This window comes from Bosea sp. 685 (assembly GCF_031884435.1).
Lineage (GTDB): Bacteria > Pseudomonadota > Alphaproteobacteria > Rhizobiales > Beijerinckiaceae > Allobosea.
Genome location: NZ_CP134779.1, coordinates 2,569,185 through 2,581,974, shown reverse-complemented (window position 1 = coordinate 2,581,974; position 12,790 = coordinate 2,569,185). Strand labels below are relative to the sequence as shown.

General features: G+C 65.3%; 10 protein-coding genes and 1 pseudogene. 4 read left to right on the top strand and 7 right to left on the bottom strand.

Annotation, left to right across the window (positions count from 1 at the left end; genetic code table 11):
* Position 1: 1 nt before the first annotated feature.
* The 4 genes from RMR04_RS13670 (at position 2) to RMR04_RS13655 (ending at position 5,614) form a co-directional block, all read left to right on the top strand.
* Entirely contained in the window at positions 2–2,551 is a 2,550-nt protein-coding gene (locus RMR04_RS13670; RefSeq protein ID WP_311915140.1) for an LPS-assembly protein LptD, read from the top strand.
* A 34-nt stretch (positions 2,552–2,585) separates the two neighbouring features.
* On the top strand, positions 2,586–3,602 hold the full coding sequence (pdxA, locus tag RMR04_RS13665; RefSeq protein ID WP_311915139.1) for a 4-hydroxythreonine-4-phosphate dehydrogenase PdxA: 1,017 nt from the start codon (positions 2,586–2,588) through the stop codon (positions 3,600–3,602).
* Complete coding sequence (gene rsmA, locus RMR04_RS13660) at positions 3,599–4,447, top strand: 16S rRNA (adenine(1518)-N(6)/adenine(1519)-N(6))-dimethyltransferase RsmA (RefSeq protein WP_311915138.1); 849 nt, start codon at positions 3,599–3,601, stop codon at positions 4,445–4,447. Before pdxA ends, rsmA begins: the two co-directional genes overlap by 4 nt.
* 171 nt (positions 4,448–4,618) lie before the next feature.
* Positions 4,619–5,614 carry a Bug family tripartite tricarboxylate transporter substrate binding protein gene (locus tag RMR04_RS13655; RefSeq protein ID WP_311915137.1) on the top strand — a complete coding sequence of 332 codons (996 nt, stop codon included), beginning with the start codon at positions 4,619–4,621 and terminating at the stop codon, positions 5,612–5,614.
* 69 nt (positions 5,615–5,683) lie between these two features.
* Here RMR04_RS13655 and gmk read toward each other — a convergent pair whose 3' ends face one another.
* The 7 genes and pseudogenes from gmk to fabD all read right to left on the bottom strand — a co-directional run bounded on the left by gmk (position 5,684) and on the right by fabD (position 12,522).
* Positions 5,684–6,331 (bottom strand): guanylate kinase, encoded by a 648-nt coding sequence (gene gmk, locus RMR04_RS13650; RefSeq protein WP_311915136.1) that lies wholly within the window; start codon positions 6,329–6,331, stop codon positions 5,684–5,686.
* Positions 6,332–6,337: 6 nt separating this feature from the next.
* Positions 6,338–7,219 (bottom strand): YicC/YloC family endoribonuclease, encoded by an 882-nt coding sequence (locus RMR04_RS13645; protein ID WP_311915135.1) that lies wholly within the window; start codon positions 7,217–7,219, stop codon positions 6,338–6,340.
* Positions 7,220–7,461: 242 nt separating this feature from the next.
* Positions 7,462–8,732, bottom strand: a pseudogene (gene mltG / locus RMR04_RS13640) (endolytic transglycosylase MltG).
* A 263-nt stretch (positions 8,733–8,995) separates the two neighbouring features.
* On the bottom strand, positions 8,996–10,261 hold the full coding sequence (gene fabF / locus RMR04_RS13635) for a beta-ketoacyl-ACP synthase II (protein WP_311915828.1): 1,266 nt from the start codon (positions 10,259–10,261) through the stop codon (positions 8,996–8,998).
* 54 nt (positions 10,262–10,315) lie between these two features.
* Positions 10,316–10,549 (bottom strand): acyl carrier protein, encoded by a 234-nt coding sequence (locus RMR04_RS13630; protein ID WP_054207921.1) that lies wholly within the window; start codon positions 10,547–10,549, stop codon positions 10,316–10,318.
* A gap of 259 nt (positions 10,550–10,808) precedes the next feature.
* Complete coding sequence (gene fabG / locus RMR04_RS13625) at positions 10,809–11,546, bottom strand: 3-oxoacyl-[acyl-carrier-protein] reductase (protein ID WP_311915134.1); 738 nt, start codon at positions 11,544–11,546, stop codon at positions 10,809–10,811.
* 31 nt (positions 11,547–11,577) lie between these two features.
* The gene (fabD, locus tag RMR04_RS13620) at positions 11,578–12,522 is read right to left on the bottom strand and encodes an ACP S-malonyltransferase (RefSeq protein ID WP_311915133.1); all 945 of its coding nucleotides are present in this window, start codon (positions 12,520–12,522) and stop codon (positions 11,578–11,580) included.
* Positions 12,523–12,790: the final 268 nt, after the last annotated feature.

Sequence of the window (12,790 nt, the reverse complement as noted above, 5' to 3'; positions counted from 1 at the left end):
CATGGCGCGCTTTGCTACGGCGACCGCCCTCGCCTCGAGCTTGGCCTATATGCTGACGGCCGGCGGCATTGCCGTCGCGCAGGCGCCTGCTGCTGCCCAGAATCCCGCCGGGGCCAAACCGCAAGCCGGGGCCAAGCCGCAGGAGCGGATGGTCGTCGATGCACGCGAGCTGGTCTACGACAAGGACAACAACACCGTTTCCGCCGTCGGCGACGTCCAGATCCTGTATCAGGGGCGGACGATCGAGGCCGACAAGGTTGTCTATGACCGCGCCAGCAAGCGCGTCATCGCGACCGGGAACGCCCGGATCACCGAGACCAACGGCACGGTCATCACCGGCGACCATTTCAACCTGACCGACGATTTCCGCGACGGCTTCATCGATTCGCTGCGCGTGGTGAATCCCGACAAGACGCGTTTTACCGCGCCGCGCGCCGAGCGTACCGACGGCGAGACCTTCATCTTCGACAAGGGCATCTACACAGCCTGCGAGCCCTGTAAGGACAACCCGGAAAGGCCGCCGCTCTGGCAGGTGCGCTCCGCCCGGATCATCCATAAGAAGTCCGAGCAGACGATCTATTACGAGGATGCCCGCCTCGAATTCCTCGGCGTGCCGATGGCCTATATACCTTACATGTCGGGCCCGGATTCGACGGTGAAGCGGAAATCCGGCTTCCTCTCGCCGAAGTTCCTGAATACGGGAGCGCTCGGCTATGGCGTCGGCCTGCCATATTTCCTGAATTTGGCGCCCGATTACGACCTGACCATCACGCCGACCTATCTGTCGCGCCAGGGCCTGCTCGGCCAGGTGGAATGGCGCCAGCGTCTCGTCAACGGCGCTTACAAGATCCGCGCTTCGGGCATTTTCCAGCAGGAACAGTCCAAGTTCCTGGCGACGCCGCTGGGTGCCGGCGACAAGGAGTTCCGCGGGTCGATCGAATCCAACGGCAAGTTCTACCTGAATCCGCGCTGGTCATTCGGCTGGAACGTGGCGATGTCGACTGACCGCTGGTTCTACAAGAACTACCGCATCACCAACGAAAGCGTGAGCTCGACGACCTATCTGCAGGAGTCGATCTCGACGGTCTATCTCAACGGGCAGAGCGAGACGGCCTGGTTCGACATGCGCGGCTATTATTTCCAGCCGCTGACCTCGACCGATTGGCAGAAGCAGCAGCCCGTGGTGCTGCCGGTCATCGACTATGACAAGCGCGTCAACAAGCCGTCCTTCCTCGGCGGCGAATTGACCTTCAACGCCAATGTCACCTTCCTGCACCGCGATGCGACGGCCTACCAGCAAATCCCGAACCAGAACACCTATCTGGTCAGCGGCACGACGAGCTCCGGCACGGCCTATTCGTTGTATGATGGCTGCGCCGTCTACCAGAAGAGCACCTGCCTGGTGCGCGGCCTCGCCGGCAATACCGCGCGCGCCACAGCCGAAGTCTCATGGCGGCGCAACTTCATCGATCCGATCGGCCAGGTCTGGACGCCTTACGCGTCGTTGCGGGCCGATGTGTTCTCGATCAACCCGTCGACCAGCGGCTACGCCAACGCCAATGCCTCGACGATTGCCGACACTTCGGACGAAATGTTCGGCCGGGCGATGCCGGCGATCGGCCTGATGTACCGCTACCCGTTCGTCGCCAAGACGAGCTGGGGGACGCATATCATCGAGCCGGTCGCGCAGATCATCGCGCGCCCGAACGAGACGAGCAGCCTGCGCGTCGCGAACGAAGATTCCCAGAGCCTGGTCTTCGACGACACCAACCTGTTCGAGTGGAGCAGCAAGTTTTCGGGATATGACCGGCTCGAAGGCGGAACGCGCGCCAATGTCGGTGCCCGCTATACCGGGCGCTTTGGCACCGATGGCTACGCCAACGCCTTGTTCGGACAATCCTATAGCATCGGTGGACGCAACTCCTTCGCGCGCGGGGATCTGGTCAATACCGGGCTCGATTCCGGCCTCGACACGACCCGCTCGGACTATGTGGCGCGCGCGCAAATATCGCCCTTCAAGAATTTCGTCCTGACGGGAGCGGCCCGCCTGAACGAGAGCACGTTCGAGGCGCAGCGCATCGACGCGGGGGCGACCTATACCAACAGCATCTTCACCGCGACGATCGGCTATGGCCGCTATGAGCCGCAGCCCGATCTCGGAATTCCGCGCCGGCGCGAAGGCCTGTCGCTCAACGGCTCGGTCATGGTCGCGCAGAACTGGCGCGTGCGGGCCGGCGTGCTGTTCGACCTCGACAAGTACAAATACGACCGCGAAGTCTGGCGCGCCAGCTATGCTGCGGGAACCGCGACCATCGCCACTTACCCGAACACGAGTCCGTTCCAGACGGCCTCGACCTCGTTCGGCGTGAATTACACCGACGAATGCACCATTTTCGACGTCAGCTACACGCAAAACTACGCCGACAAGCAGGTCTCCGGCACGACGAAGGATACCCGCACGATCATGTTCAAGCTCGAACTCAAGACGCTCGGACAGATCACCTATTCCCAGAATCTCGGTGGCTCTTCGACTGGCGACGGCGTCAATTGACGCCAGCTGGCGTCGCTCTCTCGCGGAGGTAAAGGTGCCAGCGCTGCCACTGGCCCTGACGCAGGGCGACCCGGCTGGAATCGGCCCCGAACTCGCATTGCTGGCCTGGCGGGAACGCGAGCAGCGCTCGCTGCCTGCCTTTGCCTGCCTCACGAATATCGACCATCTCGCGCAGACAGCGCAAAGGCTCGGGCTCGATGTTCCGCTGATCTCCTGCGAATGGGATGCGGTGAACCGTTTCTTCGCAACGGCCTTGCCTGTCATCGCGCATGGTCACGCCGTTACGGCAAAGCCGGGACAGCCTGATCCGGCGTCGGCAGCTGGTACGATCGGCTCGATCACCTCTGCGGTCGCGGCTGTGAGGCAAGGACAGGCCTCGGCGCTCGTCACCAACCCAATCGCCAAATCCGTGCTTTATGCCGCCGGCTTCGCTCATCCCGGCCACACGGAATTCCTCGCGCATCTCGCCGCTGATGGCGGTACGCCGCCTCACCCGGTCATGATGCTGTGGTGCGAGGACCTCGCGGTCGTTCCCGTCACGATCCATATCCCGCTGCGGTCTGTTCCGGATGCCCTGACGCAGGACCTGATCGTCGAAACCGGCCGGATCGTCGCTGATGAATTATCGCGCCGCTTCGGCATCGCCTCACCCCGTATCGCGGTGAGCGGCCTGAACCCGCATGCCGGCGAAGGCGGTGCACTCGGGCGCGAAGACAACGAGGTGGTCGCGCCTGCCATCGCCAGGTTGCGGGCGCTGGGCATCGAGGCGCGCGGTCCCTACCCGGCCGACACGATGTTCCATGCCCGGGCGCGCGCCGGCTATGATGTCGCGCTGGCGATGTACCATGACCAGGCACTGATCCCGATCAAGACGATCGCCTTCGACGAGGGGGTGAATGTCACGCTCGGCTTGCCCTTCATCCGAACCTCTCCGGACCACGGCACCGCCTTCGACATTGCCGGGCAAGGCATCGCCCGGCCCGACAGCCTCTGCGCCGCACTGCGGCTTGCCGCACGCATGGCGGCGCAACCCATGCAGGCTTCGGCGTGAGTCAGATCGACACCCTGCCGCCCCTGCGCGATGTGGTCGAGCGCCATGGCCTCATGGCCCAGAAGGCGCTCGGGCAGAACTTCCTGTTCGACCTCAACCTCACCGGACGGATCGCGCGGGCGGCCGGCCCGCTGGACGGCGAGACCGTGGTCGAGATCGGGCCAGGCCCCGGCGGATTGACGCGCGCACTGCTCGCCAATGGCGCCGGCCGGGTGATCGCAATCGAGCGCGACCGGCGCTGCCTGCCCGCGCTGGCGGAGATCGCCGCGCATTATCCCGGCCGCCTGGAGGTCATCGACGGCGACGCGCTGGCTGTCGATCTCACACCGTATCTCGCCGGCAAACCGGCCCGCATCGTTGCGAACCTGCCCTATAACATCGGCACACCGTTGCTCGTGGGCTGGCTCAGCCTCGACCCCTGGCCGCCCTGGTGGCAATCGCTGACACTGATGTTCCAGCGCGAGGTCGCCGAGCGGATCGTGGCGACGCCGGAGGAACGCGCCGATTACGGCCGGCTCGCTGTGCTGTGCAACTGGCTTTGCGAAACAAAGATCCTGTTCGACGTGCCGCGCACTGCTTTCGTGCCCCAGCCGAAGATCACCTCCTCGATCGTGCAGCTGGTTCCGCGCACCGAGCCGGAGCCCTGTGACCGGCGCTTGCTCGAGCGGGTCACGCTCGCCGCCTTCGGCCAACGACGCAAGATGCTGCGCCAGAGCCTGAAGCCGATCCTCTCGGACCCGCTGCCGTTGATCGAGGAAGCCGGGCTTGCGCCGACGGCCCGGGCCGAAGAGATTCCGGTCACGGGCTTCGTGCGGCTCGCCAACGCCTTGGCGCAGCGGCGTTGATGAGAGAAATTTCCGATCCAATTGGATCGCAAACTGCTCTACCTCCTTGTTTTAACGCATTTTCTTCACGCGAGCCGGTGGTCCAAGGCCTTGATCTTGCATCGGCTCGTCCGAAAACCGGCTCCCAGGTTTCGGGTCGATGCTCTGGTTCGTCGTCAGGAGGTCGCGCCGATGCGCCGCGCTATCGCGTCCTTGTTGAGCTGCATCACGGTCGCTGCCGGTTTGGCGGGTGCTCGCCCGACCGAAGCCCAGCCGACGGATTATCCAATGAAGCCAGTCCGGATCATCGTCGGCTTCGCGGCGGGCGGCGCGCCCGACGCGCTTGCGCGCATCGTCGCCGAGAAGCTGACGCAACGCTGGGGCAAGCCGGTCATGGTCGAGAACCGGGTCGGCGCCCAAGGCAACACGGCCATGGCCGCCGTCGCCAAGGCGGAGGCCGACGGCTACACGCTGGCGCTGATGCCGGTCGGCAATGCAGCGGTCAATCCGGCGCTGTTTGCCAACCTGCCCTATGATCCGGTCAAGGATTTCACCCCGATCACGCAGATCGCCAGCGTCGAGAACGTGCTGGTCGTTGCCTCCGGGTCACCGATAGCCACCGCACAAGACATGCTCGCGCGCGGGCGGCCTGGCCCGAACCAACGAGGCCTGACCTACGCGTCTCCCGGCGCCGGCAGCCTGGCCCATCTTGCCGCGGAATTATTGGCTCGTTCGACCGGCCTATCGATGACGCATGTCCCTTATCGCGGCGTCGCACCGGCCCTGACCGATGTCCTGCGCGGCGATGTCGACCTGATCTTTGCGCAGCTCTCAACTGCCAAGCCCTTGATCGATGGCGGCCAGTTGCGCGCGCTCGGGCTCGCCAGCGCGCGGCGCAGCGCGGTGATGCCCGAATTGCCGACCATCGCCGAGGCCTTCGGATTGCCGGGCTTCGAGGCCGTCTCCTGGTATGCGCTGATGGCGCCGGCAGCGACGCCGGCCCCGGTCGTCGCAAAGCTGAACGAAGCCGTGTCCCAGGCGATCAAATCCGCCGATGTTGCGGAGGCCATGCAGGCCCAGGGCGCAACGCCGATAGGCAATTCGCCAGCCGAGCTTTCGGCGGTGATCGCGGCCGACAGCGCGCGCTGGTCCAAGCTCGTCCGCGAGGCTGGCATCCAGCCGAACTGACTTTATCGCGCTCTGATCTTCAGCTTGTTTCGAAAATCGGTTCCCCGTTTTCGGGCCTGGCTCTGGCCGTTACGGCAGAGTCTCGCCGAGCAGGCGATCGACGAAATCCTTGAGGCCGGTCGCCCGGCTGCGCTTCAGCCGCTCCGCCGTCAGGATCGCCTTGATCGATTCATAGGCCGCACCGAGATCGTCATTGACGATGACATAGTCGTATTTCTCCCAGCGCGCGATCTCGTCACGGGCATTGCCGAGGCGCTTGGCGATGACCTCGGGAGCATCCTCGGCGCGGCGCACGAGCCTGGAGCGCAATTCGGCCATGGAAGGCGGCAGGATGAAGATGGTGACGACATCCTCGCGCGCTTTCTTGACGATCTGCTGGGTGCCCTGCCAGTCGATATCAAAGAGCACGTCCCGGCCGTCGGCGAGCGACGCCTCGACATCCTTGCGCGGCGTACCATAGCCATTGCCATGGACCTCGGCCCATTCCAGCAGCTCGTTGTGCTGGCGCATCGCGTCGAAGGTCGCACGATCGATGAAGCGGTAATGCACGCCGTCGATCTCGGAGGGGCGCTTGAGCCGCGTCGTCACCGAGATCGACAAATCGAGATTGTTCTCGTTCTGCGACAGATTGCGCGTCAGCGTCGACTTTCCCGCGCCCGATGGCGAGGACAGGATCAGCATAAGCCCGCGACGGGCCGGGCGAACGGCGTCAGCCATCAGCGCTCACTCCACATTCTGCACCTGCTCGCGCATCTGGTCGACGACGGTCCGCAGCTCCAGGCCAATCCGCGACAAGCCGGCATCACCCGCCTTGGCGCAGAGGGTCGAAGCCTCGCGGCCGAACTCCTGCGAAAGGAAATCAAGCTTGCGGCCGATCGCGCCGCCCTGGTCGAGCAGCACCTGCAAGGCGGCGACATGGGCGTGCAGACGGTCAACCTCCTCGCGGATGTCGGCCTTGACCGCCAGCAGGGCCGCCTCCTGATGCAAGCGCTGCGGATCGAGCGCCGGGCTTGCTTCCATCAGCGCCCGCAGCTGTGTGGCCAAGCGCTCACGGATCGCATCGACGCCGCGGGCGGGGTGGCTCTCGGCCTCGGCCGTGAGGCGAGCGATGCTGTCGCGATGCCCGGAGAGCACGGCTTCGAGCGCACGCCCCTCGCTTGCCCGCGCCTCCTTCAAGGCCAGCACGACGGCTTCCAGCCCCTTCAGCACGGAGGCCTCGACGGCTCCGAGCGCGTCCTGGGCCTCCTCAGTGAATTCGACCACGCCGCGAATGCCGAGCAGCCCGTCATAGGAGGCGGGGCGAATGGCATCCGATGCGGGCAGGCGCGATACCGCCTCCAGAAGCGTGGCGAGCGCCGCTTCGTTGATCCGCGGACGCGGCGGGCCCGCATCGCTGGTCACCGCGAGGTTCACATGCAGGGTCCCGCGCGAAAAGGCGCCGGAGATGCGCTTGCGCGCGGCTTCGGCGATGCTCTCGAAACCCGGCGGCACACGCACGCGCACATCCAGGCCACGCCCGTTGACGCTGCGGATCTCCCAGGCCCAGGCATGGATGCCCACCGTGCCGGCGACGCGGGCAAATCCCGTCATGCTCTCGATGGCCATGGAAATCCCTGTCTCTGCCGCAACAACGCGGCGGACCCTAGAGCCGGATGATGTCTGGTGGAATCACGAAGTGATCCCATCTGACATCTGAATCCGTCTCTCATCTAAAAGTGAGAGCAGGATCGATGCGAAAAACCGGTTCGCACTTTTTCGCATCGATCCTGCTCTAGTGACAGGTACCCCGGCGAGCAAGCCTTGCCGCCGCAGCGTCCCGGTCCAGGATGTGGATAGCGCCCGGATGGCTAGGGGCGCAGCGAAGGCACCTGCTTGGGGCTGTTCAGATCGAAGCTCTTGTTCAGCAGGGGATCGCGCGCTGTCCCTTCCGAGGCGTCGAAGGCGCGGGCTCGCCCAGTGACGCCGGCCTGGACGCTGGCGCCCGGCTGAGCCACGGGCGCCCCCGCACGGCGGCTCCCCGGCGTCGGGAAGGTCTCGACATCATCCGTGTCGGTGTTGGCCCGCTGCGGTCCGGGCGCCTCGGTGCGCGTATCGGGCGCCGGCGGCGGCTCGACCTTGTCGACGGAGGATTCCGACGGCGGCTTGCCCGGCTCGCGACGCCCGGCCTCGAGCTGGCGCCAGCGCCCGACATTGCGGTTGTGCTGGTCCAGCGTCTCGGCGAAGGCATGGCCGCCGCTGCCGTCGGCGACGAAATAGAGCTCCTTGGTCCGCGAGTGATTGACCACGGCCTCCATGGCCGCGCGGCCCGGATTGGCGATCGGCCTGGCGGCAGCCCGTCGATGACATAGGTGTTGTAGGGCGTCGCCTGGGTAATCTCGTTGCGCTGGATCGAGCGGCCGAGCGTGCCCTTGCCACCGACGATGCCGTAAACGATCGTCGGGTCGGACTGGAGCTTCATCTTGCGGTTGAGGCGGTTGATGAAGACGCCGGCGACGCGCGGCCGTTCATCGGCCCGGCCGGTCTCCTTCTCGACGATGGAGGCCAGGATCACCAGTTCCTGCGGCGTCTTGATCGGCAGATCGGCGGGGCGCTTGGTCCAGATTGCGTTGAGGGCAATGCGCTGATCGCGCGTCATGCGGTCGACGATGGCCTGCCGGGTCGAGCCGCGCTGGAACTTGTAGGTATCGGGCAGGATCGAGCCTTCACGCGGCACCTGGATCACGTCGCCGGTCAAAAGGTCGTTGTCCTTAAGCCTGGCGATGATCTGCTCGCTCGTCAGTCCCTCGGGCACCGTGATCGAATGCTCGACGGCCTTGCCCTCGGCAATGATGTCGAGAATCTCCTGCTGGCTGGCGCGGGCCTTGAACAGATATTCGCCCGCCTTCAGCTTGGTCCAGTTGCCGGTCACCAGCGCCGAGACGCGGAAGGCCCAGGGGTGCTCGATCAACCCTTCGCGCAGCAGGAGATCGGAGATCTCCGTCAGGCCACTTTCCTTGGGGATGATCAGGACACGGTCGCTGGCGAGCGGGCCTGGCGCCTTGCTCTGGCTGCCGACCACGGCGATGCCGGCGCCGACGACGCCGGCCAGGACCAGCAACGCCGTGAACAGGCCGCTCATCATGGCGATGAAGGGGCTGCGACGGCGGCGGCGCGCCTTTGGCGGCGGCGCGGGCGGAGCGACCGGCTTGAGTGCCTCGCTGGGGCTCTTGGGGGCGACGCGGGGCGACTGGTTCACGGTTCGGCGCTCGCATTTCTTCAAATTGATACAGGCTTCGTGCCGCCAGCGAGACGGATACGACCAGCAAGCCAGCCTGTCGTGGTTTCGACCGGCAGACTAGCAGAAATTATGGCGAAAGCGCGCTGTCCTCGAAAACACGAGACTCAGTCGACGTAGCGCCGCATCACCAGAGACGCGTTGGTGCCGCCAAAGCCGAAGGAATTCGACAGCACAGCGTCGATGCGGCGCTTCTTGGCGACATGAGGCACGAGATCGAGATCGGTCTCGACGGAAGGGTTGTCGAGATTGATCGTCGGCGGTGCGATCTGGTCGCGAATCGCCAGGATCGAGAAGATCGCCTCGATCGCGCCGGCAGCGCCGAGCAGATGGCCCGTGGCCGATTTGGTCGAGGACATCGCCGGCTTGCGCGAGGCATTGGCCAGAAGCCGCTCGACCGCGCGCAGTTCGATCTCGTCGCCGAGCTGCGTCGAGGTGCCGTGCGCGTTGACGTAATCGAGATCGGACGCCGTCAGCCCCGCCCGATTCAAGGCGGCGGACATGCAGCGATAAGCGCCGTCGCCGTCTTCCGAAGGCGAGGTGATGTGATAGGCGTCGCCCGACATGCCGTAGCCGGTGATCTCGGCATAGATGCGGGCGCCACGCGCCAAGGCGTGTTCGAGTTCCTCAAGCACGACAACGCCGGCACCCTCGCCCATGACGAAGCCGTCGCGGTCCTTGTCATAAGGGCGCGAGGCCTTCTCGGGCGTGTCGTTGAAGCCGGTCGATAGCGCGCGGCAGGCGCAGAAACCTGCAATGCCGAGCCGGTTGATCGCCGATTCCGTGCCGCCGGCCACCATCACCTCGGCATCGCCGAGCGCGACCATGCGGGCAGCATCGCCGATCGCATGAGCGCCGGTGGAGCATGCCGTCACAACCGCGTGGTTGGGGCCCTTGAGGTGGTTCTCGATCGAGACATAGCCCGCCGCCAGATTGCTCAGGCGGCCAGGGATGAAGAAGGGCGAGAGCCGGCGCGGGCCGCGCTCCTTCAGCAGGATGGAAGCCTCATAGATGCCGCCGAGCCCGCCAATGCCGGAACCGATCGCGACACCGGTCGCGGTCTGGTCCTCGTAGCTCTCGGGCGCCCAGTTCGCATCGGTCAGCGCCTGCTTGGCCGCCGCCATCGCAAAGACGATGAAATCATCGACCTTGCGCTGTTCCTTCGGCTCCATCCAATCGTCGGGATTGAAGGTGCTGCCGGTTCCATCGCCAAGCGGGATGTTGCAGGCGATCCGCGCAGGCAGATCGCTCGCGTCAAAACTCGTGATCGGCCCGGCGCCGCTGGCGCCGGACAGAATGCGAGCCCAAGTCGGCTCGACGCCACATCCGAGCGGCGTCACCATGCCGAGGCCGGTGACGACGACACGTCGCATCGTAAAACTGCGTGAAACCATGGGACTTTCGGCGGCGAGCGACCTGAAGGCTGCTCAGGCAGTCTTCGACAGGAACTTGACGGCGTCGCCGACGGTCACGATCGTCTCGGCTGCATCGTCGGGGATCTCGACGCCGAACTCTTCCTCGAAGGCCATCACGAGCTCGACGGTGTCGAGGCTGTCAGCGCCCAGGTCTTCGATGAAGTTCGCGCCGTCCACGACCTTCTCCGGCTCGACGCCGAGATGCTCGACCACGATCTTCTTCACGCGCTCGGCGACATCGCTCATGGGTCTCTTCCTTAAAGCTTGAAACACACCGCTGGATCGCGACGCGTATAGGGGAATTGCACTTCCCGTATCCCACCTCACCAGAATGGTGCCGGCGGGCCGGAACTCTCGAAGCCTGCACAAACGCAACAACCGGGTCCTCGTCAAGTCCCCTCGGCTCCTGCGCTGCAGCGCGACGGCGCTCAGTAACACAGGCCGCGGAGGCTGGCGAGAGTGCAAAACCCTCTTTAAAAACTTTTGAAAAGCTTTATCAAGCCATTCAAATCATTGTCATTCCGCCGTTGACGTGCAGTGTCTGCCCCGTCACGTAGGCGGCCTCATTGCTGGCGAGATAGGCAACCGCGGCAGCAACATCTGCGCCCGAGCCCAGCCGGCCCATCGGCACGTCGGACAAGATGCCCTCGCGCTGCTTTTCGTTCAACGCCTGCGTCATCGGCGACTCGATGAACCCCGGTGCGACGATATTGACGGTGATGTTACGGCTGGCGACTTCGGCCGCGAGCGCTTTCGACATACCGATCAGCCCGGCCTTGGAGGCCGCATAATTGCCCTGCCCGGGATTGCCGGTCGTCCCGACGACGGAGCCGATCGAGATGATACGACCATAGCGGCGGCGCATCATCGTCTTCACGGCCGCGCGAGAGAGCCTGAAGGCCGCGGTCAGATTGACGGCGATGACGCTGTCCCAATCCTCGTCCTTCAAGCGCAGGAACAGGTTGTCGCGCGTGACGCCGGCATTGTTGACGAGGATATCGAGTCCACCGAGCTTCTCTTCCGCCGCCGGCACCAGCGCCTCGACCGATTCCTTGTCGGACAGATTGCACGGCGCGATCACAGCCCGCTCACCAAGTTCGGCGGCCAGAGCCTCCAGAGCCTCGAGCCGCGTGCCAGAGAGCGCCACAGTCGCGCCCTGGCTGTGCAGCAGCCGCGCAATCGCGCCACCCAGGCCGCCGGTCGCGCCGGTAACCAGAGCCTTCTTGCCCGTCAAATCAAACATGGTCTCTCCCTGTGTTCGGCGCCTCGCCGTTTCACCCGTTCCGGGTTTTGTAATTCGCGATATCGTCGGCCGTGCCGACGGAAATGGTGGCGGCTCCCGCCGCGATCCGCTTGATCAGGCCGGCCAGCACCTTGCCGCTGCCGGCTTCGACGAATTGGCTGACGCCCGCATCGGCCATCGCCAGCACGCATTCGCGCCAGCGCACCGTGCCGGTGACCTGCGCCACCAATGAGGCGCGAATGGCGGCCGGATCGCTCAGCGGCGCGGCGCCGACATTCGCCATCACGGGCACGACCGGCGCCTGCATCGAGACCGCAGCCAGCGCGGCGCGCATGGCCTCGGCCGCAGGCTGCATCAGGGCGCAATGGAAGGGCGCGGAAACCGGCAGCAGTATGGCGCGCTTGACGCCGCGCTCGCCGGAAAGCGCGATGGCGCGCTCGATCGCCGCCTTGGCGCCCGACAGCACGACCTGGCCACCGCCGTTGTCATTGGCCGCCTCGCAGACTTCGCCCTGCGCGGCGTCGTTGGCGATGGAGCGCGCGAGATCGAGCTCCGCCCCCAAAAGCGCGGCCATGGCGCCCTGCCCCGCCGGCACGGCCTTCTGCATGGCGTCGCCCCGGATCCGCAGCAGGCGCGCCGCATCCGTGATGCTGAAGGTCCCGGCCGCAGCGAGCGCCGAATATTCGCCGAGCGAGTGGCCGGCGACGAAGGCCGCGTCGCGCTTCAGGTCGAGCCCAGCCTCGGCCTCGAGCACGCGAATGACGGCGAGGCTGACGGCCATCAGCGCCGGCTGCGCATTGGCGGTCAGCGTCAATTCCTCGGCAGGCCCTTCCCACATCAGGGTCGAGAGCTTCTGCGAGAGCGCCGCATCGACCTCGTCGAACACGGCTTTCGCCTGGGGGAAGGCCTCGGTCAGGCTCTTGCCCATGCCCACGACCTGGGAACCCTGGCCGGGAAAGATGAACGCTGTGGTCATTTCAGGCTAACCTCGATCGTCACGCCATAGTGATCAAGACGGCGCTGTCACATTGCTGGAGAGGTCCCGTCAAGCAACTCATGCAACATTTCCGCTGTCCAGATGGGTTCTTTGCACTGATTTTGGTTGCGCGAGGCGTCGTCAGCCTGTAACGACCCGCTTCTGCTTGTTCGGCCGGAGGCTGAACGGATGGCGGGCTTACGCCCGCAGGTTCCTAATCAGGACCGTCATCCCGTGTCTCCGCCTTCGATGAAATCCTGTCGGGCCT

Bases quoted from the DNA above. Each gene is read 5' to 3' on its own strand.
- fabD (WP_311915133.1), bottom strand. From the start codon at position 12,522: ATGACCACAGCGTTCATCTTTCCCGGCCAGGGTTCCCAGGTCGTGGGC.
- gmk (WP_311915136.1), bottom strand. From the start codon at position 6,331: ATGGCTGACGCCGTTCGCCCGGCCCGTCGCGGGCTTATGCTGATCCTG.
- RMR04_RS13630 (WP_054207921.1), bottom strand. From the start codon at position 10,549: ATGAGCGATGTCGCCGAGCGCGTGAAGAAGATCGTGGTCGAGCATCTC.
- RMR04_RS13655 (WP_311915137.1), top strand. From the start codon at position 4,619: ATGCGCCGCGCTATCGCGTCCTTGTTGAGCTGCATCACGGTCGCTGCC.
- fabG (WP_311915134.1), bottom strand. From the start codon at position 11,546: ATGTTTGATTTGACGGGCAAGAAGGCTCTGGTTACCGGCGCGACCGGC.
- RMR04_RS13670 (WP_311915140.1), top strand. From the start codon at position 2: ATGGCGCGCTTTGCTACGGCGACCGCCCTCGCCTCGAGCTTGGCCTAT.
- fabF (WP_311915828.1), bottom strand. From the start codon at position 10,261: ATGCGACGTGTCGTCGTCACCGGCCTCGGCATGGTGACGCCGCTCGGA.
- RMR04_RS13645 (WP_311915135.1), bottom strand. From the start codon at position 7,219: ATGGCCATCGAGAGCATGACGGGATTTGCCCGCGTCGCCGGCACGGTG.